This window comes from Geodermatophilus siccatus (assembly GCF_900103785.1).
GTDB classification, from domain to species: domain Bacteria; phylum Actinomycetota; class Actinomycetes; order Mycobacteriales; family Geodermatophilaceae; genus Geodermatophilus; species Geodermatophilus siccatus.
On record NZ_FNHE01000005.1, the window covers coordinates 126,892 to 147,648 of the forward strand.

General features: G+C 74.9%; 18 protein-coding genes. 5 read left to right on the plus strand and 13 right to left on the minus strand.

Going from position 1 to position 20,757, the window contains the following annotated elements:
• Positions 1 to 4: 4 nt before the first annotated feature.
• From BLS21_RS11320 to BLS21_RS11350, 7 genes are all read right to left on the minus strand, one after another.
• Positions 5 to 808: a shikimate dehydrogenase gene (locus tag BLS21_RS11320; RefSeq protein ID WP_091218437.1), complete on the minus strand. Its 804-nt coding sequence runs from the start codon at positions 806 to 808 to the stop codon at positions 5 to 7.
• The gene (gene mltG, locus BLS21_RS11325; protein WP_091217960.1) at positions 805 to 2,442 is read right to left on the minus strand and encodes an endolytic transglycosylase MltG; all 1,638 of its coding nucleotides are present in this window, start codon (positions 2,440 to 2,442) and stop codon (positions 805 to 807) included. Before mltG ends, BLS21_RS11320 begins: the two co-directional genes overlap by 4 nt.
• Positions 2,439 to 3,107 (minus strand): Holliday junction resolvase RuvX, encoded by a 669-nt coding sequence (ruvX, locus tag BLS21_RS11330; protein WP_217636094.1) that lies wholly within the window; start codon positions 3,105 to 3,107, stop codon positions 2,439 to 2,441. The genes mltG and ruvX overlap by 4 nt, the downstream gene beginning before the upstream one ends.
• A gap of 5 nt (positions 3,108 to 3,112) precedes the next feature.
• Positions 3,113 to 5,818 (minus strand): alanine--tRNA ligase, encoded by a 2,706-nt coding sequence (alaS, locus tag BLS21_RS11335; protein ID WP_091217962.1) that lies wholly within the window; start codon positions 5,816 to 5,818, stop codon positions 3,113 to 3,115.
• 62 nt (positions 5,819 to 5,880) lie between these two features.
• On the minus strand, positions 5,881 to 6,159 hold the full coding sequence (locus BLS21_RS11340; protein ID WP_091217965.1) for a hypothetical protein: 279 nt from the start codon (positions 6,157 to 6,159) through the stop codon (positions 5,881 to 5,883).
• Entirely contained in the window at positions 6,159 to 6,584 is a 426-nt protein-coding gene (locus BLS21_RS11345; RefSeq protein WP_091217968.1) for a DUF948 domain-containing protein, read from the minus strand. Before BLS21_RS11345 ends, BLS21_RS11340 begins: the two co-directional genes overlap by 1 nt.
• A gap of 147 nt (positions 6,585 to 6,731) precedes the next feature.
• Positions 6,732 to 8,063 (minus strand): replication-associated recombination protein A, encoded by a 1,332-nt coding sequence (locus tag BLS21_RS11350; RefSeq protein WP_091217971.1) that lies wholly within the window; start codon positions 8,061 to 8,063, stop codon positions 6,732 to 6,734.
• A 36-nt stretch (positions 8,064 to 8,099) separates the two neighbouring features.
• Here BLS21_RS11350 and BLS21_RS11355 point away from each other — a divergent pair, with 36 nt between their 5' ends.
• Both BLS21_RS11355 and BLS21_RS11360 read left to right on the plus strand, forming a co-directional pair.
• Positions 8,100 to 8,960: an aldo/keto reductase gene (locus tag BLS21_RS11355; RefSeq protein ID WP_091217974.1), complete on the plus strand. Its 861-nt coding sequence runs from the start codon at positions 8,100 to 8,102 to the stop codon at positions 8,958 to 8,960.
• 760 nt (positions 8,961 to 9,720) lie between these two features.
• Complete coding sequence (locus BLS21_RS11360; RefSeq protein WP_091217977.1) at positions 9,721 to 9,948, plus strand: DUF559 domain-containing protein; 228 nt, start codon at positions 9,721 to 9,723, stop codon at positions 9,946 to 9,948.
• 89 nt (positions 9,949 to 10,037) lie between these two features.
• Here BLS21_RS11360 and aspS read toward each other — a convergent pair whose 3' ends face one another.
• From aspS to BLS21_RS11380, 4 genes are read right to left on the minus strand one after another with little or no spacing between them, the layout of a single operon-like run.
• On the minus strand, positions 10,038 to 11,813 hold the full coding sequence (gene aspS / locus BLS21_RS11365) for an aspartate--tRNA ligase (protein ID WP_091217980.1): 1,776 nt from the start codon (positions 11,811 to 11,813) through the stop codon (positions 10,038 to 10,040).
• Between the two features lie 37 nt (positions 11,814 to 11,850).
• Entirely contained in the window at positions 11,851 to 12,837 is a 987-nt protein-coding gene (locus BLS21_RS11370; protein ID WP_245700315.1) for an aldo/keto reductase, read from the minus strand.
• Positions 12,834 to 14,096 (minus strand): histidine--tRNA ligase, encoded by a 1,263-nt coding sequence (gene hisS / locus BLS21_RS11375; protein WP_091217985.1) that lies wholly within the window; start codon positions 14,094 to 14,096, stop codon positions 12,834 to 12,836. The genes BLS21_RS11370 and hisS overlap by 4 nt, the downstream gene beginning before the upstream one ends.
• Complete coding sequence (locus BLS21_RS11380) at positions 14,093 to 14,776, minus strand: MBL fold metallo-hydrolase (RefSeq protein ID WP_091217988.1); 684 nt, start codon at positions 14,774 to 14,776, stop codon at positions 14,093 to 14,095. The genes hisS and BLS21_RS11380 overlap by 4 nt, the downstream gene beginning before the upstream one ends.
• A gap of 153 nt (positions 14,777 to 14,929) precedes the next feature.
• On the opposite strand from BLS21_RS11380, the gene BLS21_RS11385 reads away from it, so the two are divergent.
• From BLS21_RS11385 to BLS21_RS11395, 3 genes are read left to right on the plus strand one after another with little or no spacing between them, the layout of a single operon-like run.
• Positions 14,930 to 15,757: a peptidylprolyl isomerase gene (locus BLS21_RS11385; RefSeq protein ID WP_091217991.1), complete on the plus strand. Its 828-nt coding sequence runs from the start codon at positions 14,930 to 14,932 to the stop codon at positions 15,755 to 15,757.
• Positions 15,754 to 16,473, plus strand: coding sequence for a peptidylprolyl isomerase (locus BLS21_RS11390; protein ID WP_091217995.1), 720 nt, complete (start codon positions 15,754 to 15,756; stop codon positions 16,471 to 16,473). The genes BLS21_RS11385 and BLS21_RS11390 overlap by 4 nt, the downstream gene beginning before the upstream one ends.
• On the plus strand, positions 16,470 to 17,129 hold the full coding sequence (locus BLS21_RS11395; RefSeq protein WP_091217998.1) for a class I SAM-dependent methyltransferase: 660 nt from the start codon (positions 16,470 to 16,472) through the stop codon (positions 17,127 to 17,129). The genes BLS21_RS11390 and BLS21_RS11395 overlap by 4 nt, the downstream gene beginning before the upstream one ends.
• Positions 17,130 to 17,135: 6 nt before the next feature.
• Here the strand turns inward: BLS21_RS11395 and BLS21_RS11400 are convergent, their stop codons facing one another.
• Positions 17,136 to 18,131, minus strand: a complete 996-nt coding sequence (locus tag BLS21_RS11400; RefSeq protein WP_091218000.1) for an acyl-CoA dehydrogenase family protein — start codon at positions 18,129 to 18,131, stop codon at positions 17,136 to 17,138.
• Between the two features lie 65 nt (positions 18,132 to 18,196).
• Entirely contained in the window at positions 18,197 to 20,674 is a 2,478-nt protein-coding gene (locus BLS21_RS11405) for a RelA/SpoT family protein (RefSeq protein WP_091218003.1), read from the minus strand.
• Positions 20,675 to 20,757 lie beyond the last annotated feature (83 nt).

The window sequence follows — 20,757 nt, forward strand, 5'->3', positions numbered from 1 at the left end:
CCGGTCAGCGGTGGCCGACGGCGGCGTCGAGCGCGCCGCGCATCGCCACGAGCGGCGCCGGCTGCCCGGTCATCAGCTCCACCTGGGCGGTGGCCTGCCAGAACAGCACCTCGAGGCCGCCCACGACGGTGCCGCCGGCCTCGGTGACCGCGGTCGCCAGCGGCGTCGGCCAGGGGTCGTAGAGGACGTCGAGGACCGTCTGCTCCGCCGTCCAGGGCAGCCGCGCGACCGCCGGCTGGCCGCCGACCGGCACGGTGCTGACCACGACCTCGGCGTCGACGACGGCCGAGGCCAGCGAGACCACCGTCGTCGGGACGCCGAGGGTGTCGAGCACCCGCAGCAGGTCCCCGGCGCGGCCCGGCTCGCGGACGACGACGTCGACGTGCGTGGCGCCCAGCGAGGCCAGCGCCACCGCCGCGGCCGCCGCCGTCCCCCCTGCGCCGACGATCGCGGCGCGGTCGACCGAGGTGACCCCGGCCTGCTGCAGGGTGGTGCCGACGCCGAGGACGTCGGTGTTCTCCGCCCGCCAGCCCGCCTCGGTGCGCACCAGCGTGTTGGCCGCGTGCAGCAGGCGCGGCAGCGGCTCCACCACGTCGGCGACGTCGGCCGCGGCCTGCTTGCACGGCATCGTCACCGAGAAGCCGCGCCACTCCTCGCCGAGCCCGGCCAGCAGCACCGGCAGGTCCTCCGCGCCGACGTCCAGGGCGTCGTAGGTCCAGTCGTCGAGGCCCAGCGCCGCGTAGGCGGCCCGGTGCAGCAGCGGGGACAGCGAGTGCCCCACCGGGCGGCCGAGGACTGCCGCCCTCACCCGCCCGGCTGCTCGCGCAGCCACTGCTGGAACAGCAGCACGTTCTGCTGGTGCTCCTCGGCGGTGCGCGCGAAGCGGGTCTCGCCGGTGTCTGGGTCGATGACGACGAAGAAGCGCCAGTCGCCGGGGGCCGGGGCGAGCACCGCCTCGATGGCCTGCTCGCCGGGGTTGCCGATCGCGCCCGGCGGGAGCCCGGGGTGCACGTAGGTGTTGTACGGCGAGGGGTTGGCGCGGTCCTCGGGGGTGGTGGTGATCCCGGACTTGCCGTTGGCGTAGTTCACCGTGGTGTCCAGCTGCAGTGGCATGCCGTCGGCGAGCCGGTTCTCCAGCACGCGGGCCACCATGGCCATGTCCTGGGGCGAGGCGGCCTCGGCCTGCACGATGCTGGCCTTGGTGAGCACGGTCAGCCGGTCGGCCTCGGGCACCTGCAGCGCGTCGAGCGCCTGGTCGGTCCGGGTCACCATGCTGCGGAGCACGGCGGCGGGGGTGTCGTCGGGCTCGACGTCGTAGGTGGCCGGGAACAGGAAGCCCTCGAGCACCCCGTTGGCGTAGGCCGGCAGTCCGATCGCGGCGGGGTCGGCGGCCACGGCCTGCAGCTCCGGCAGCGGCGTCCCGGTCTGCTCGGCCAGCAGGGTGAGGGTGGCGGCCACGGTGAGGCCCTCCCGCACGGTCACGCGGGTGACCTGGCGGGCCGCGGGGTCCAGCAGCAGGTCCAGGGCGGCCTGGCCGCTCATCTGGGAGCGCAGCGCGTAGACGCCGGGCTGGATGCCCGTGGCGGCCGGCTCGGTCTCGGCGGCGTCGACGAAGGGGCCGGGCGAGGCGATGACGCCCTCGGCCACCAGGGTGCGGGCGATGTCGCTGAGGGTGTCGCCGGAGGAGACGCGCACCTCGACGGTGCCGCTGCCCTGCCCCGTGTAGTCCTCACCGCCCGGGTTGACCAGGCCGATCAGCGCCTTGCCGCCGTAGAAGATGCCGCCCACGAGGCCGGCGAGGACCAGCAGGGACAGGACGACGGCCAGCGGGCTGCGCCGACGGTGCGGGCGGCCGGAGCCACGACCGCCGCCGGGCGGCTCGTCGGCGTGGTACTCGCCGGAGTGGTACTCGCCGGAGTGGTACTCGTCGGCGTGGTGCTCCCGCTCGGCGCGCCGGCCGCGGCGCCGGCGGCCGACGTCGTGGGTGCCGGAGGCGCCGAGCACCTCCAGCCCGCCGGTGGAGTCCGCGTCGTCCCACTCGGAGGGCTCGGCGGGGTGCACCGCGGTGTCGTCGGCGTCCGCGCCGGGGACGGCGGGGACGGCACCCAGCCCGACCGTGGCGTCGTCGGCGGCGCCGTCGGGACGGCGGGAGAGCCGGGACCAGGCGCCCGCGGGCATCGGGGGCAGGTCGGGCAGCGGCTCGGAGGGGTGCGGGGGCCGCGGGTACCGCTGGTCGCCGGCGTGTGCGACCGGGCCGGGCAGCGGGCCGGTGCTGCGGTCCTCGACCCGGCGGCGGCGCGGAGCGGGGCCGGCGTGGCGGCCCTCGTCCCCGACCGGCGGCCGGCTGGGCATCGATGCCAGCCAGGCCGACGCGGGCACGCCGCTCGGGGACTCGGGAGAGGCGTGCCGACCCCGCCGCCCCAGCGGGGTCGGGTCGCTCACGAGCGCTCCCGCTGCGCGTCCAGATAGGCCTGGAGGATGACCACGGCCGCGGCCTGGTCGATCACCGGACGCTGGCGACGGCTGTCGAGACCGTTCGCCCGGAGGGAGCTGGCTGCGGTCACGGTGGAGAGCCTTTCGTCGACGAGGTGCACGGGCACGGAGCCGATGCGCCCGGCGAGTGCCCGAGAGTAGGCACGCGCCTCCTTCGCCGACGCGCCCGACGCACCCGAGAGGTGCCTCGGCTCCCCCACGATCACCTCTGTCACCTCGTGTTCCGCGACGAGCGCGGCGATGCGGTCGAGGTCGGACTCGTCCCGCGCCCGCTGCACCGTCTCCAGCGGGCTGGCCAGCGTGCCGGTGGGGTCGGAGATCGCCACGCCGACGCGCACGCTGCCGACGTCGATGCCCAGCCGGCGGCCCTGCCGCCGCGGCCGCGGCGGGATGGGCAGGCCGCCGGGCAGCCCACCGGAGAGGTCGATCTGCGCGGTCTCGTGCCGCACCGGCGGGAAGCCGGCGCGCAGGTCGATCTGCTCGGTCGCGTGGTGCACCGGCTCCTGCGGCCGGGCGGGCGGGGTGGCGCGCGGCCGCGACGGGGGGACGGCGGGCCGCCCCTGCATCGGGCGCTCGCCCGCCGGACCGGTCTGGTCGGGGTGCTGACTGGGCACTCCGCTCACCTCCCTGCGGCGGTCGCGACCGCCTGTTCGCCGGCCTGCAGGGCCGCTGGGATGCCCGCGGGGTCGGTACCGCCCCCCTGGGCCACGTCTGGCTTGCCCCCGCCACGTCCGCCGACCGGGGCGGCGGCCGCGCGCAGCACGTCGCTGGCGCTGAGCCCGCGCTCCTGAGCGGCCGGGTTGAGGGCCGCCACGAGAGCCACCTTGCCCCCCGACTCGGACGCGAGCAAGACCACCGCCGGACGGTCGGCGGGCAGCCGACCCCGGACGTCGAGGGCCAGTGTGCGCAGGTCGCCGCCGCCCAGTCCGCCCGGCGCGCCGGTGACCACGGACACGCCACCCACGTCGCGCGCGCCGGCCGCCAGCTCGCCGGCCGCGGCCAGGGTCTGCTGCGCGCGCAGCTCGGCGAGCTCCTTGTCCACGTCGCGCAGCCGGGCGAGCATGCCGCTGACCCGCTCCAGGACGGTGTCGCTCGGCGTCTTGAGCAGCTCGCCGAGCTGGCGCACGAGGTCGCGCTCGCGGGCCAGGTAGCGGAAGCCCTCCAGGCCGACGACGGCCTCCACGCGGCGGGAGCCGGAGCCGACCGACGACTCGCCGGTCAGCGCCAGCGTGCCGATCTGGGCGCTGCCCTGCACGTGGGTGCCACCGCACAGCTCCCGCGACCACGGGCCGCCGATCTCCACGACGCGGACCTGCTCGCCGTAGGTCTCGCCGAACAGCGCCAGCGCGCCGATGGCCTGGGCCTCGGGCAGCGTCATGTAGCTGGCCCTCACCCGGTGGTCGGCCCGGACGGCGGCGTTGGCGACGTCCTCGATGTCGTGCCGCTGCTGCGCCGACAACGCGCCCTGCCAGGCGAAGTCCAGCCGCAGGTAGCCCGGGCGGTTGTAGGAGCCCGACTGCAGCGCCTGCGGGCCGAGCACCTGGCGCAGCGCGGCGTGCACCACGTGGGTGCCCGAGTGCGCCTGGCAGGCCGACAGCCGCCACTCGCGGTCGACCTCGGCGGTCAGCTCGGCGCCCTCCCGGAGCTCGCCCTCGAGCACCCGCACCTGGTGGGCGACCAGGCCCTTGACCGGGCGCTGCACGTCGAGCACCTCGGCGCGACCGCCGTCCCAGGTCAGGCTGCCTGCGTCGGCGACCTGGCCGCCGGACTCGGCGTAGAACGGCGTGCGGTCGAGCACCACGCGGGTGATCTCGCCCGGACCCGCGGGGGTGCTCGGCGCGTCCTCCTCGGCGGCGAGCTCGGCGACCAGGCCCAGCACGCGGGAGTCGGTGCGCAGCGTCTCGTAGGCCCGCCAGTCGGTGGGGCCGTGCTCGGCCAGCAGCCGGCGGTAGGCGAGGACGTCGACCGAGCCGGTCTTCTTGGCGCGGGCGTCGGCGCGGGCCCGGTCGCGCTGCTGCTGCATGAGCGCGCGGAACCCCGCCTCGTCGACGGTCACGCCCTGCTCGGCGGCCATCTCGAGGGTGACGTCGATCGGGAACCCGTAGGTGTCGTGCAGGGAGAAGGCCTGCTCTCCGGAGAGGGCCGGCGCCCCCACGGCCTTGGCCTCGCGGACGGCGGTGTCGAACAGCGCCGTCCCGGAGGCCAGCGTGCGGCGGAACGCCTCCTCCTCGGCGTAGGCGACGGCGGCGATGCGGGCGAAGTCGGCCTCGAGCTCGGGATAGCTGGCCTTCATGGCGTCCCTCGACACCGGCAGCAGCTCGGGCAGGGTGGCCTCGTCGACGCCGAGCAGCTTCATCGAGCGGACCGCGCGGCGCAGCAGCCGGCGCAGGATGTAGCCGCGGCCCTCGTTGCCGGGGGTGACGCCGTCGCCGATGAGCATCAGGCTGCTGCGCACGTGGTCGGCCACGACCCGCAGCCGGACGTCGTCGTCGTGGCCTTCCCGCCCACCCGCGCCGTAGCGCACCCCGGCGATCTCGGCGGCCCGGTGCAGCACCGGGGCGACCTCGTCGATCTCGTAGAGGTTGTCGACGCCCTGCAGCAGGTAGGCCACCCGCTCCAGGCCCATGCCGGTGTCGATGTTCTTCTTCGGCAGCTCGCCGACGATCCGGAAGTCCTCCTTGCTCCGGACGTCGGTGAGCTCGTACTGCATGAAGACGAGGTTCCAGATCTCCAGGAACCGGTCGCCGGCCGTGTCGACCAGCGGGCCGCCGTCAGGGCCGAACTGCGGGCCCCGGTCGAAGTAGATCTCGCTGCACGGGCCGCCCGGGCCGGGCTGGCCGGTGTGCCAGTAGTTGTCCTTCTTGCCCAGCCGCTGGATCCGCTCGACCGGCAGACCCGCGATGCGGTGCCACGCCTCGGCGGCCTCGTCGTCGTCCAGGTAGACGGTGACCCAGATCCGCTCCGGGTCGAAGCCGAGCCCGCCGTCGTCCACCGAGCCGGTGACGAGGTCCCAGGCGTGCTGGATCGCCCCCTCCTTGAAGTAGTCACCGAAGGAGAAGTTGCCGTTCATCTGGAAGAACGTGCCGTGGCGGGTGGTCTTGCCCACCTCCTCGATGTCGAGGGTGCGCACGCACTTCTGCACGCTGGTCGCCCGCGGGTAGGGCGCCGGCTCCCGGCCGGTCAGGTACGGGATGAACGGCACCATGCCGGCCACGGTGAACAGCAGGGACGGGTCCGGGGAGACCAGCGAGGCACTGGGGACGACGGTGTGCCCGCGGCTGGCGAAGTGCTCCAGGAAACGGCGGCGGATCTCGGCGGTCTGCATGTCCTACTCGGTCTGGGAGGCGCGGTCGGCCGGGGTGCGGCCTCCCGCGGGGAGGAGGGAGCTCAGCGGTCGGTGGCGTGCCGGCCGGGCAGCTGGGCCGGACCGGCCTCGGGCAGCGGCGCGTCCAGGCCGGTGCCGGCCCGCAGCTCGTGCTCCCGCTCGGCCATCGCCGCGCGCACGTCGGCACCGAAGTCGCCGATGGCGTCGGCCAGGTCGCGCAGGCCCTCGGCCACCGAGGCGCCGATGCCGGCCGGCGTCATCCGCTCGGCCGCGCGGGAGACCTTGCGGACGACGAGGGCGCCGATGGTGATGCCCATGGCGAGCCAGAACAGCCGGCGCATCAGGCGGCCCGCCGGGCGGCACGGCGCGCGCGGCGCTCGGCCTTGTCACGGGCGGCCGCGTCGGCGATCGCCTGGCCCTCGCGCTTCTTGCGGGCAGCGCTGCGCACCCCGTAGCTGAACGCGGCCACCTTGATCAGCGGGCTGCCCAGGGTGGCGGCGACGACGCTGCTGAGGGCGGCGACGTTGCTCGAGACGTTGGCGGCGTTGCCGGTGATGTCGTCGACCCGCTCGAGGTTGCTGTTGACGTGGGCGACCGTCGTCGACGCCTGGCTCAGGATCGGGCCGCTCTGCTCCCGCGTCTGCCGGATCGTCAGCGTCGCCTCGTCCAGCGTGCGACCCAGCTTGAGGATCGGGACGGCGAGCAGCACCACCAGCAGCACCAGCGCCAGCGCTGCGATCAGTCCGGCCCACTCTCCTGCGGACACCCGGTCCTCCTGGTTCTTCGGCCGTGCTTCTCGGCGATGTGGTTGCTCGGCGTCCGGGCTCGCGCCGCCGGCGCCGCCGGCGGGCGTCGGCCCGGCGTGGTCACAGTAGTCGGGGGTCCCGACGCCCGTCCGTGCCCCGCCGGTCGGTCACCGGCCCCGCCGGATGATCGCGCGCAGCCTGGCCAGCCGCGCTCCGATCGTCGCCTCGGCACCGCGGTTCGTGGGCCGGTAGTAGTCCCTGCCCACCAGGGCGTCCGGCGGGTACTGCTGCGGCACCACGCCGTCGGGGTGGGCGTGCGGGTAGACGTAGGTCCCCCCGTGGCCGAGCTTCTTCGCGCCCGCGTAGTGGGCGTCGCGCAGCCCCGGCGGCACCGGCCCGGCCAGCCCCGCGCGCACGTCGGCGACCGACTCGCCCATCGCCACGGTGACCGCGTTCGACTTGGGCGCCGTGGCCAGGTGGACGACGGCCTGCGCCAGCGGGAAGTGGCCCTCCGGCATGCCGATGAAGGCCACCGCGTCGGCGGCGGCGACGGCGGTCTGCAGCGCCGTCGGGTCGGCCATGCCGATGTCCTCGCTGGCGGAGATGACCAGCCGGCGCGCGATGAAGCGCGGGTCCTCCCCCGCCTCCACCATGCGCGCCAGGTAGTGCAGCGCCGCGTCGACGTCGCTGCCGCGGATGGACTTGATCAGCGCGCTGGCGACGTCGTAGTGCTGGTCGCCGGACCGGTCGTAGCGCACCGCGGCCTGCGCCACCGCCGTCTCCAGGGTGGCGAGGTCGATCTCGGCGAGCCCGGCCGCCTGGGCCGCGCCGGCGCCGGACTCCAGCGCGGTGAGCGCCTTGCGCCCGTCACCGCCGGCGATGCGGACCAGGTGCTCCTCGGCCTCCGCGTCCAGCGTCACCGCGCCGTCGAGCCCGCGGTCGCTGGTGAGGGCGCGGCGCAGCAGCCTGCGGACGTCGTCGTCCGACAGCGGCTGCAGGGCCAGCACCAGGCTGCGCGACAGCAGCGGGCTGACCACGGAGAAGAACGGGTTCTCGGTGGTGGCGGCGATGAGGCTGACGATCCGGTCCTCGACCGCCGACAGCAGGCTGTCCTGCTGGGTCTTGGAGAACCGGTGCACCTCGTCGATGAACAGCACGGTGCGCCGGCCGGCGTAGGTCAGCTCGCGCTTGGCGCCCGCGATGACCGCGCGGACCTCCTTGACCCCGGCGTCGAGCGCCGACAGCTGCACGAACTGCCGCTTGGTGGCCAGCGAGATGACGTGCGCGAGCGTCGTCTTGCCGGTGCCCGGGGGGCCGTAGAGGACCAGCGACATCGGCTCGTCGGCCTCGACGAGCCGGCGCAGCGGCGCGCGCGGGCCGAGCAGGTGGGACTGGCCGACGACCTCGTCCAGCGACCGCGGCCGCATGCGGACGGCGAGCGGGGCGCCCGGGTCGACGCCGGAGCCCTCCGGTGCCGGCTCGTCGAACAGCGAACTCACGGGTGGGAACGCTACCCGCGGGGCACGACAGCCCCCGTGCAGCAGCGACGCATCGGGAACCAGACCGTCAGTGCCATCGGGCTCGGGGCGATGCCCCTGTCCACCAAGACCGACCGGCCCTCCCGCGAGGACGCCGTCGCCACGGTCCACGCCGCGCTGGACGCCGGCGTGACCCTGATCGACACCGCCGACGCCTACGCCGCCGACGAGTCGGAGTTCGGCCACAACGAGTCCCTCGTGGCCGAGGCGCTGGCCTCCTACGGCGGCGACACCTCCTCGGTGCTCGTCGCCACCAAGGGCGGGCACACCCGGCGCGGCGCCGACTGGGAGCTCGACGGGTCGCCGGCGTACCTGCGCCGCGCCTGCGAGGACTCCCTGCGCCGGCTGGGTGTCGACGCCATCGGCCTCTACCAGTTCCACCGGCCCGACCCGGACACGCCGTGGGAGGAGTCGATGGCCGGGCTGCGGCAGCTGGTCGACGACGGGCTGGTGCGCCTGGCCGGCATCTCCAACGCCGACATCGCGCAGATCGACGTCGCCCGCTCGATCGTGGGTCCGGCGCTGGCCAGCGTGCAGAACCAGTTCTCCCCCGGCTGGCGGTTCTCCGCCGACGAGCTGGCCCACTGCGAGGCGCACGAGCTGGCCTTCATCCCGTGGAGCCCCTTCGGCGGGGTGTCCGCGGCCGGCTCGCTGCAGTCCACCGCGCCGGCGTTCGCGGAGGTCGCCGGGGAGCTGGGCGTCTCGGTGTACCGCGTGACGCTGGCCTGGCACCTGGCCCAGTCCGAGGTCGTCGTCCCGATCCCCGGGGCCTCGCGGCCGGCGTCCATCCAGGACTCCGCGGCGGCCGCCGACCTGCAGCTGACCCCCGAGCAGCTCGCCCGCCTCGACGCGGTCTGAGCAGCCGCGCTCGTCAGCGACCTCGACTGCTCACTCGGCCGCCGTCCACAGGGCACTCGTCCTCCCACCGGTCCGGGCGGCGCCGCCTGCTGAGCCGATGGCCTGGCCACGGTCGTCCGCGTGGCCGACGACGAGATGGCACCCCCTGCACCTGGGCCGACGCTCGAACGGCCGGGATGACCCGGGCGCAGCCGGGGGACGTCGGCGTGCGCGTGACCCGTGGCGCGTGCGTGTCCCGCTCGGTCCCGCTGGCCCTGCCGGCCGCCGGCACGTCGGCGCTGCGGGTGCTCCCGGTCGGCACCGTCGTGTCACACGGGACCGCGGCCGCGCTGCTCGGTGCGCCGGTACCGGCCACCTGGCCGCTGTGCGTGAGCGTGCCGCCGGAGAGCTGCCGGCCGCGTCGCCGACGGGTGCGCGTGCACGTACGGAACCTCGGACCTGGCGACGTGGTCGAGCACCTCGGCCTGCCCGTCACGAGCGGTTCGCAGACCCGGCTGGACCTCGCCGCCGAGCTACCGGACGACGAACTCGTCGCCGTCGGGGACCCCCTCCACCGGGGCGGTCACCTCGACCCGGGTTCGCTGTCCCGCCGCCTGGACCGGGCGGACGGCGTGCGCGGCGTCATCCGAGCACGGGGGTGGCACCGGTGCGGTCCCGACGGGCGATGTCCCGGCCCGGGAGCCTCGTCCGGTGCTGGCCGATCCAGGCAGGGCTCCCTCACCCTCGACCTCAGGGTGAGATCGGCGATCCCTCCGGGCGGGTGGCTGCTCACGCAGACCTGGGCTGGCCGGCATGGAGGGTCGCCGTCGAGTACGAGGGACGGCAGCACGCGGATCGCCAGCAGTTCGGCCGCGACGTCGAGCGCTGCTCGCGGATGGCCGCCGACGGCTGGCTCGTCGTCCGGCTGAGCGCCGCGCACCTGCGCCGGCCGGACGACGTGGTGGACCTGGTCCCCCGGGCGCTGCGCAGCCGCGGGGCGGTCTGGTGAGCCGACTGAGCAGGTGCGGTCGCCGCCACGCGACGGCACTCCGCGCGGGGCGACCGCACCTGCTCACTCGGGCACCAGGTGGCGCGACCTCACTTCGTCGGGTCGGAGGGCCCCGGGGCGCCCGGCTCGCCGGGGAGGGCGGGCTCCTCGGGCTGGGCGTCGATGCCGGCCTCCTTGCGCTGCGCCTCGGTGATCGGCGTCGGCGCACCGGTCAGCGGGTCGTACCCGGCGCCGGTCTTCGGGAAGGCGATGACCTCGCGGATGGAGTCCACCCCGGCCAGCAGCGCGCAGGTGCGGTCCCAGCCGATCGCCGCGCCGGCGTGCGGCGGCGGACCGTAGGCGAAGGCCTCCAGGAAGAACCCGAACCGCTCGCGGGCCTCCTCCTGCGACATCCCGAGGGTCTCGAACACCCGCTCCTGCAGGTCCGCGTCGTGGATCCGGACCGAGCCGCTGGCCAGCTCGTTGCCGTTGCACACCAGGTCGTAGGCATCCGACAGCGCAGCACCCTTGTCCTCGGCGAACCGGTCCCGCCAGTCGGGCGTCGGCGAGGTGAAGGGGTGGTGGGTGAACGTCCAGGAGCCGTCCTCGGTCTCCTCGAACATCGGGAAGTCGACGACGAACAGGAACGACCACGTGCCCGGCTCGATCAGCTCCAGACGCCTGGCGATCTCGTTGCGCGCGGCGCCGAGCAGCTCCTGGGCCTGTCGGCGTGGGCCGGCGGCGAAGAAGACGCAGTCCCCGGGCTGCGCGCCGACGGCGGCGACGAGGCCCTCGCGCTCGGTGTCGGAGATGTTCTTGGCGACCGGCCCGCCGAGGGTGCCGTCCTCGCCGACCGTCACGTACGCCAGGCCGCGGTGCCCCCGCGACCTCGCCCAGTCCTGCCAGGCGTCGAACGCCCGCCGCGGCTGCGAGCCGCCGCCGGGCATCACGATCGCGCCGACGTAGGGGGCCTGGAACACCCGGAACGGCGTCTGCGCGAAGTACTCGGTCAGCTCGGTGAGCTCGATGCCGAAGCGCAGGTCGGGCTTGTCCGAGCCGAAGCGGTCCATCGCCTCGCGGTAGGTCATCCGCGGGATCTCGGGGATCTCGTAGCCGGCCAGCTCCCGCCACAGCGCGCCCACGACCTCCTCGCAGACCGCCAGGACGTCGTCCCGCTCGACGAAGCTCATCTCGAAGTCCAGCTGGGTGAACTCCGGCTGTCGGTCGGCGCGGAAGTCCTCGTCCCGGAAGCAGCGGGCGATCTGGTAGTAGCGCTCCAGCCCGCTGATCATGAGCAGCTGCTTGAACAGCTGCGGGGACTGCGGCAGCGCGTACCACTTGCCCGGCTGCAGCCGCACCGGCACGAGGAAGTCGCGGGCGCCCTCGGGCGTGGACCGGGTGAGCGTCGGCGTCTCCACCTCGACGAACCCGTGCCGGGCCATCACCTCGCGGGCGATGCGGCTGACCTCCGACCGCAGCCGGATGGCCTGCGCCGGGCCCTGCCGCCGCAGGTCGAGGTAGCGGTACCGGTAGCGGACGTCGTCCGAGGCGGCCTGGTCGGTCTCGATCGGGAACGGCAGCGGCGCCGACGGCGAGAGCACCCGCAGCTCGGCCGCGGCCACCTCGATCTCGCCGGTCGGCAGCTCCGGGTTCTCGTTGCCCTCCGGGCGGCGGCGCACCTCGCCGGTCACCAGCACGCAGAACTCGTTGCGGAGGGCGTGCGCCTCCTCCTCGCGGACGACGACCTGGACGTAGCCCGAGGCGTCGCGCAGGTCGACGAAGACGACGCCGCCGTGGTCGCGGCGGCGGGCGACCCAGCCGGCGAGGGTGACGGGAGAACCGGCGTCGGACGCGCGCAGCGTGCCGGCGTCGTGGGTGCGGAGCACGGGAGTGCCTTTCAGGAGGGGCGGGTCGGTGAGGAGCTCACCAGCGGTCGTGGACGTGCGCGCGGATGCGCTCGTCGTAGACGCGCTCGAGGTCGGAGAGCTGGGCGTCGGTGAGCGGCGGGAGGTCGGCCGCGGCGACGTTGCCGCGGACCTGCTCGACGGTCCGCGCGCCGGGGATGACCGTGGTGACGCCCGGCTGGTCGATCACCCAGCGCAGCGCGAACGCCGCCGTCGGGGCGTCGCCGGCGATCGCGGCCACCTCGCGGGCGGCGGCGACCCCGACCTCGAACGGCACGCCGGCGAAGGTCTCGCCGACGTCGAAGGCCTCGCCGTGCCGGTTGAAGTTCCGGTGGTCGTCGGCCGGGAAGGTCGTCGACTCGTCGTACTTGCCGGTCAGCAGCCCGCTGGCCAGCGGCACCCGGGCCAGGATGCCGACGCCGGCCTTCGCCGCGGCCGGCAGCAGCTCCTCGAGCGGCTTGCGCCGGAAGACGTTCAGGATGACCTGGATGGTCTGCACCCCGGGGTGCTGCAGCGCGGTCAGGCCCTCGGCGACGGTCTCCACCGAGACGCCGTAGGCGGCGATCGCGCCGTCCTCGACGAACGAGTCGAGCGCGTCGTAGACCCGCTGGTCGGAATAGACCGCCGTCGGCGGGCAGTGCAGCTGCACCAGGTCCAGGGTGTCCACGCCGAGGTTGCGCCGGGACCGGTCGATCCAGGCCCGCAGGTTCTCCGGCGTGTACTGCGCGGCCTCGAACGGGTCGGCGCGGCGGCCGGCCTTGGTCGCCACGAACGGCCGCTCGGAGCGGGCCACCAGCGCCCGGCGGATGCGCTCCTCGGAGCGGCCGTCGCCGTAGACGTCGGCCGTGTCGAGCAGGGTGACCCCGGCGTCGAGCGCGGCGTCGAGGACGTCGGCCGCGCTGTCGTCGTCGACGTCCCCCCAGTCACCGCCCAGCTGCCACGTGCCCAGGCCGACGACGCTGACGTCGGCTCCCGTCCGGCCCAGCGGCCGCTGCTCCATGCTCATGCCTCCACGCTCGCACGCACCCGCTCGAACAGCTCGCCGACCGGGACGGGGTGCTGCTCGCCGGTGCGCATGTCCTTCAGCTGGCCGACGCCCTCGGCCAGGTCGCGCTCGCCGATGACGACGACGTGCGAGGCGCCCGACCGGTCCGCGGCCTTCATCGCGCCCTTGAGCCCGCGCCCGCCGTACACGGTGTCGGCCGAGACGCCGGCCTGGCGCAGCTGCCCGACCAGGCGCACCGCCAGCCGCTTGGCCTCCTCGCCCAGCGGGACGACGAAGGCCTGCACGCCGGTCGCCACGCCGACGTCGAGGCCCTCGGCCTGCACCGCCAGCAGCGTCCGGTCGACGCCGACGGCGTAACCGATGCCGGAGACGTCGGGGCCGCCGAGGGCCGCCGAGAGCCCGTCGTAGCGCCCGCCGCCGCCGATCGCCGACTGCGCGCCCAGGCCGTGGTGCACGAACTCGAACGTCGTCTTCGTGTAGTAGTCCAGCCCGCGCACCAGCCGCGGCGCCTCGGTCCAGGTCACGCCGAGGTCGGTCAGGTGCTGGCGGACGGCGTCGTAGTGCGCCCTGGTCGAGTCCGAGAGGTGGTCGACCATCAGCGGCGCCTCGTCCAGCTGCGCCTGCACCTCGGGCCGCTTGTCGTCGAGCACCCGCAGCGGGTTGATCTCCGCGCGCCGCCGGGTCTCCTCGTCCAGGTCGAGCTTGTCCAGGTAGGCGACGAGCTGCTCGCGGTACTGCGGCCGGCAGGTCGAGTCGCCCAGCGAGGTCAGCAGCAGCTCGAAGTCGGTCAGCCCGAGGTCGCGGAAGCCCTGCACGCCCAGCGCCACCACCTCGGCGTCCAGCGCCGGGTCGTCGACGCCCAGTGCCTCCATGTCGACCTGGGTGAAGTGCCGGTAGCGGCCGGCCTGCGGGCGCTCGTAGCGGAACGCCGAGCCGACCGTCCACAGCTTCACCGGCAGCGCGCCGGTGTGCAGCCGGTGCTCGATGAAGGCCCGCATCAGCCCGGCGGTGAGCTCCGGGCGCAGGGTCAGCGAGCGGCCGCCGCGGTCGTCGAAGGTGTACATCTCCTTGGTCACGACGTCGGTGGACTCACCCACCCCGCGGGAGAAGACGGCGGTCTCCTCGAACACCGGCGTCTCGACGTAGCCGTACCCGGCCCGGCGCAGCGGCGCGGTCAGCGTCTCGCGGACGGCGAGGAAGCGCTCGGACTCCGGCGGCAGGACGTCGAAGGTGCCCTTCGGGGCGGTCAGCCCGCTCACAGCCCCCGGCCCTTCGGTGCGCTCGCCGCCTGGGCCAGGTAGGGGTTCGTCGCCCGCTCCCGGCCGATCGTGGTCGCCGGGCCGTGCCCGGGCAGCACCACCGTCTCGTCGTCCAGCGGCAGGACGACGTCCTGCAGCGAACGCAGCATGTCCTCCCACGACCCGCCGGGCAGGTCGACCCGGCCCACCGAGCCGGCGAAGAGCACGTCACCGGCCAGCAGCCCGGGGGCCTCACCGAGGTCGAGGGAGAAGACGACCGACCCCCGGGTGTGTCCGGGCGCGTGCCGCACCGTCAGCTCCACGCCGGCCAGCGACAGCACCGCGCCGTCGTCCAGGGGCTTCACGTCGCTGGGGTCGGGCAGCCGGACGCCGGCGATCAGGGGGGCCAGCTGCGGGCCGTGCCAGCGGGCGGGGTCGGACAGCATGCCGAAGTCGCGCGGGTGCAGGTAGGCGGGGATGTCGTAGCCGTCGCAGACCGGGAGCACGGAGAAGGTGTGGTCGAGGTGGCCGTGGGTCAGCACGACGGCGACCGGCTTGAGGCCGTCGTCGGCGAGCATCCGGGCGAGGGGCTCGACGGCGTCCATGCCGGGGTCGACCACCACGCACTCCTGCCGGGGCCCGGAGGCGACCGCGTAGCAGTTGGTGCCGAACGCGCCGGCCGGGAACGAGCGGATGAGCACCCGTGCAGGTTACGCGGGGCCCGCGCGGCGCTCCGGACCTTCCCGCTGTCAGGGAACGGCCAGGCTCGACACCTAGACTCGGGGCTTCGACCAGCGGGGCGCGGGCGCACCAGGACGTCCCCCCGCAGCCGTCCGTCTCGAGGAGTACCACCCGTGCCGAGCAACAAGCAGCGGCGGGAGGCCGCCCAGCGGCGCCTGCAGCGCCAGTTGGAACGCCGCGCCGAGCTGGCCAGGAAGCGTCGCCGCAACGTGCTGATCGGGGTGACCGCCGCCGCGGTGGTGCTCGTCGTCGGGGTCGTCCTGCTGCTCACCGGCACCGGCGGGGACGACACCGATCCCGCGGCCGCGGCGCCCCCCGCCCCCAGCAGCGCCGCGGCGGCCACGACGAACCCCGACGGCACCGTCTCGTGCACCTACGCCCCCGACGAGTCGGGCAACCCGGACCTGCAGGACGTCGGGACGCCGCCGAACCCCGAGGCGACGCCGACCCAGGGCACCAGCACGCTGCTGATGAGCACCGACCAGGGCGACCTCACGCTCACCCTGGACCGTGCCGAGGCGCCCTGCGCCGCGGCGAGCTTCACCTATCTGGCACAGCGGTCCTTCTTCGACGGCAGCCCCTGCCACCGACTGGTCAACCAGCCCGGCTTCGGGGTGCTGCAGTGCGGTGACCCGACCGGCTCGGGCTCCGGCGGCCCCAGCTACAAGTACGCCGAGGAGGTCACGCCGGAGACGACCTACCCGCGGGGCACGATCGCCATGGCCAAGACCGCTGCGCCGAACACCACGGGCAGCCAGTTCTTCCTCTGCTTCGTCGACACCCAGCTGCCGCCGGAGTACACCGTCGTGGGCACGGTCGACGAGGCGGGACTGGCCGTGCTCGACGAGATCGCCGCCGGCGGCATCGCGGGCGTCGGCCCCGAGGGTGACGGCGCGCCGAGCACTCCGGTGACGATCGAGACGATGACCGTCGTCTCGTGACGTCCCGGCTCCGGGTCGCGGCGGGACTGCCCGCGATCCTCATCGCGGTGGCCGGGTGCTCCGGCACGGTCACGGGAGCGACCGGGAGCACTGGCCCGACCAGGGACCCGAGCGTCGGCGCCACCACGCCGACGGGAGTCACGACGACCTGCGAGTTCGCGGACGCCGACTCGACGAACCCCTACCTCATCGAGGTGGACCCGCCGGACGAGGTGGTCCCGGCGGACGGGACCACGGACCTGCAGGTCACGACGAACCTGGGCGACCTCGTGCTCACCGTCGACCACGGGACCGCGCCCTGCGCGGCCGCCAGCCTCGTGCACCTGGCCGGCACCGGGTTCTTCACCGGCACTGCGTGCCACCGTGAGGTCGACAACGACGTGGTCAGGATGCTGCAGTGCGGCGACCCGACCGGCACCGGCGTCGGCGGGCCGACCTACACCTCGCCCACCGAGGTCACCGGCGAGGAGACCTACCCGCGCGGCACCATCGCCATGGTGAACAGCGGCCAGGGCGTCGACGGCAGCCAGTTCTTCCTCGTGTGGGGTGACAGCCGGCTGCCGCCGGTCTACACCGTCGTGGGCACCGTCGACGAGGCCGGCCTGGCCGTGCTCGACCTGGTGGCGGCCAACGGCAACGACGGCTCGCTGGACCCCAGCCCCGGCGGCGGCGCGCCGACCGTGCCGGTGACCATCGAGTCGGTCACCGTCGCGTGACGGGCCCGGCCGCGCCCGACCCCTACGCGGGCTTCCCGCCGGGCTTCTTCGAGCGCGCCGACGAGCGGGACGACGCCGTCTTCTACGCCCCGCCGCGGCTGGTCACGCACATCGACGACGCCGCGATCGCCGCGGTGGGCGAGCTCTACGCCGAGCTCGGCGTCGACGGCTCCGCGCCCGCCCCCCGGCGGGTGCTGGACCTCATGTCCTCGTGGGTGTCGCACTTCCGCACCCCGCCGGCGGAGCTGGTGGTGCTCGGCATGAACGCCGCGGAGCTGGCGGCCAACCCGGCGGCCACGCAGCGGCTGGTGCACGACCTCAACGCCGACCCGCGGGTGCCGCTGCCCGACGCCGACGTCGACGCCGTCGTCTGCTGCGTGTCGATCGACTACCTCACCCGGCCGATCGAGGTGCTCGCCGAGGCCGGGCGCGTGCTGCGCCCCGGCGGGCCGCTGGCGGTCACCTTCTCCAACCGCTGCTTCCCCACCAAGGCCGTCCGCGGCTGGCTGGCCACGGACGACCACCAGCACGGCCGGGTGGTCGCCGAGCTGGTCCGCCGGACCGGTCTGTTCGACGAGCCGCGCGTCGAGCTCCGCACGCCCCCGGGCGTCGGCGACCCGCTGTACGCGGTGACCGCCACCCGGCTGGCGGGCTGAGGGGCGTCAGCCCCCCGCCGCGCCCAGCCGGACCAGCAGCTCCGCCCTGATCGCCGGGCGCGAGCCGAACACCAGCAGGAACGCCGCCTCCCGCGCCGTCCGCTCGGCGACCGAGCCGGTGCGGACGGCGGAGCTGCCGGTGGCGGCCACCAGCGCTCCGGAAGCACGGTGCGCGAACGCCGCCGCGGCGGCTCGCGCGCCCGGCAGCCCGGCCGGCCCGGCGGTGTCCAGCCCGGTGCGGACGGCGGCCAGCTCGTCGTCCAGCGGGGACGGGCCGACCAGCCGGGTGCAGCGCAGCGCCAGGCCGAGTGCCAGCGAGCCGTTGAGCCGCAGCCCCGCGGCGTCCCCGGCGAGCAGGTCGGCCAGCGGCGCGGTGTGCAGGAGCCGGCCGGCGGGGACGCGGTGCCCGGTGAGCCGCAGCTCGACGGTGCGGCTGGCGGCCACGGCGACCATCGGCTGCGGGGTGGCGGTCAGCGTCGGGCCGTCCCGCGCGTCGGCCAGCACGAACAGGACGTCGTCGCCGTCCCGCGCGGCCACGAGCACCAGGTCGACCAGCCCCCAGCCGGTCACCCACGGGACGGCGCCGTCGAGCACCAGCTCCGCGCCGTCCCGCCGGGCGCGGATCGCCGGCGGGCCCGGCCGCAGCGCCGCCTGCAGCGCGATGCCGGCCCGCCGCCGGCCGGCGCAGAGGTCGGCGAGGAAGGCCGCGCGCAGCTCCGGCGGCCCGGCGCTCCTCAGCCGGCCGACCACGCCCAGGTGCTGCAGCCACACGAACGTCGTCGCCAGGTCACCGGCGGCCAGCTCCTCGACGACCGCCGCCACCGTGGCCGGGTCGGCGTCCGCTCCCCCGGCCTCCGCCGGTCCGGTCAGTCCGTGGAACCCGGCGTCGGCGAGCCGGTCGAGGTGCGTGCGCGGCACGGAGCCGGCGGCCTCGACCGCGGCGGCCTCCGGCGCGAGCAGGTCCGCGGCGAGGCCGCGGGCAGCGGCCACGGGGTCGGTCACCCGGGCATCCTCGCCCGGCCCCGTCCCGGGCCCCGCCCTGAGCCTGCGGAGGGCGGAGCCCTCCGTCACGCCGTGATGCGCTCCACGTCGAAGACGCCCTCCACATTGCGCACGGTCTGCAGCACCGCACCCAGGTGCGCCGGGTCGGCCAGCTCGAAGGTGAACCGGCTGATGGCGACGCGGTCGCGGCTGGTCTGCACCGACGCCGACAGGATGTTCACCCGCTCGTCGGCCAGCGCCTTGGTGACGTCGGAGAGCAGGCGGTGCCGGTCGAGCGCCTCGACCTGGATGGCCACCAGGAACACCGACCCGGGCTGGGAGGCCCACTCGACCTCGACCAGACGTTCGGGCTTGCGCTGCAGGTCGGCGGCGTTGGTGCAGTCGGTGCGGTGCACGCTCACCCCGCCGCCGCGGGTCACGAAGCCGAGGACGTCGTCACCGGGCACCGGGGTGCAGCACTTGGCGAGCTTGGCCCACACGTCGGTCATGCCGTGGACGACGATGCCCGGGTCGCCGCCGGAGGCGCGGCGGTGCACCGGGCGGCGCATCGGGATGGTGGTCTCGGCGATGTCCTCGATCGCGCCCTCGGTGCCCCCGAGCGCGGCGATGAGCTTCTCGACGATCGACGACGCGGAGATCTGGTGCTCGCCCACCGCGGCGTAGAGCGCGGTGACGTCGGCGTAGCGGAGGTCCTTGGCCAGGGTGCCGAGCGCGTCCCCGCCGAGCAGCCGCTGCAGCGGCAGGCCCGCCTTGCGCATCGCCCGGGTCAGGGCCTCCTTGCCCGCCTCGACGGCGTCCTCGCGGCGCTCCTTGGTGAACCACTGCCGGATCTTGGTGCGGGCGCGGGAGGAGCCGACGAAGGCCAACCAGTCCTGCGAGGGGCCGGCGGCGGGCGACTTGGAGGTGAAGATCTCGACGACGTCGCCGTTGTTGAGCTTGCTGTCGAGGGACACCAGCGTGCCGTTGACCCGGGCGCCGATGCAGCGGTGGCCGACCTCGGTGTGCACCGCGTAGGCGAAGTCCACCGGGGTGGCGTTGCCCGGCAGGCTGACCACGTCGCCCTTGGGCGTGAAGACGAAGACCTCCTGCGGGCCGAGGTCGTACCGCAGCGTCTCCAGGAACTCGCCGGGCTCCTGCGCCTCCCGCTGCCAGTCCAGCAGCTGGCGCAGCCACAGCATGTCGTCGGGCGACCCGGTCTTGGCGCCCCGGCCCTCGCCCGGCCCCGGTCGGCCGCCGGACTTCGCCTTCTCCTTGTACTTCCAGTGCGCGGCGATGCCGTACTCGGCGGTGCGGTGCATGTCGTGCGTGCGGATCTGCAGCTCGACCGGCTTGCCCTGCGGCCCGATGACCGTCGTGTGCAGCGACTGGTACATGTTGAACTTCGGCATCGCGACGAAGTCCTTGAACCGGCCGGGCACCGGCTGCCAGTGCGCGTGCATGATGCCCAGCGCCGCGTAGCAGTCGCGCACCGAGTCGACCAGGATCCGGATCCCCACCAGGTCCCAGATGTCGGTGAAGTCGCGGCCGCGGACGATCATCTTCTGGTAGATCGAGTAGTAGTGCTTGGGCCGGCCGGTGACGACGGCCTGGATGCCCGCGGCCCTGAGCTGGTCGGTGACGGCGGCGGTGACCTCGGCCAGGTAGGTGTCGCGGGACGGCGCCCGCTCGGCGACCAGCCGCACGATCTCGTCGTAGCGCTTCGGGTAGAGGGTCGCGAAGGCGAGGTCCTCGAGCTCCCACTTGATGGTGTTCATGCCCAGCCGGTGGGCCAGCGGGGCGAGGATCTCCAGCGTCTCGCGCGCCTTCTTCTCCTGCTTCTCCGGCGGGAGGAAGCGCAGCGTGCGCATGTTGTGCAGCCGGTCGGCGAGCTTGATGACCAGCACCCGGGGGTCGCGGGCCATCGCCACGATCATCTTGCGGATCGTCTCGGCCTGGGCGGCGTCGCCGAGCTTGACCCGGTCGATCTTGGTGACGCCGTCGACGAGGTGGGCCACCTCCGGGCCGAACGCCTCGGTGATCGACTCCAGCGTCTGCCCGGTGTCCTCGACCGTGTCGTGCAGCAGCGCGGCGACCAGCGTCGTGGTGTCCATGCCGAGCCCGGCCAGGATCGTGGCCACGGCCAGCGGGTGGGTGATGTAGGGGTCACCGCTCTTGCGCTTCTGCGTGGCGTGCGCGGCCTCGGCGACGTCGTAGGCCCGCTGCAGCAGCGCCAGGTCGGCCTTGGGGTGGCTCTGCCGGTGCAGCGCGGCGAGCGGCTCGAGCACCGGGCGGACCAGCCCGCTGCGCTGGCCGGCGACGATGCGGCGGGCCAGCCGGTCGCGGACCCGGCGCCGCGGCGCGCCCGCGTGGGTGTCGTGCTCGCCGGGGGGCTCGGTGCCCACGTCGTCCGGGCGGCGGACCACCGGTCGGCTCGGCAGCGGCGACCGGTCACCGTTGTCGGTCGTCCCGCTCCCGGCCGGCAGCGCCGGCGCCGCGTCACCGGCCGGCAGGACCGGCGCGTCGGCCCGCGTGGCAGCCACGTTGGTGGCGGCGTCGGGGCCCATGGCGACTCCTGCCCAGAGGTCGGTCGGGTGACCCTCCCCATGCTAGACGTGGAGGACCCGCTCGCGACCCCACCTGGGGAGTC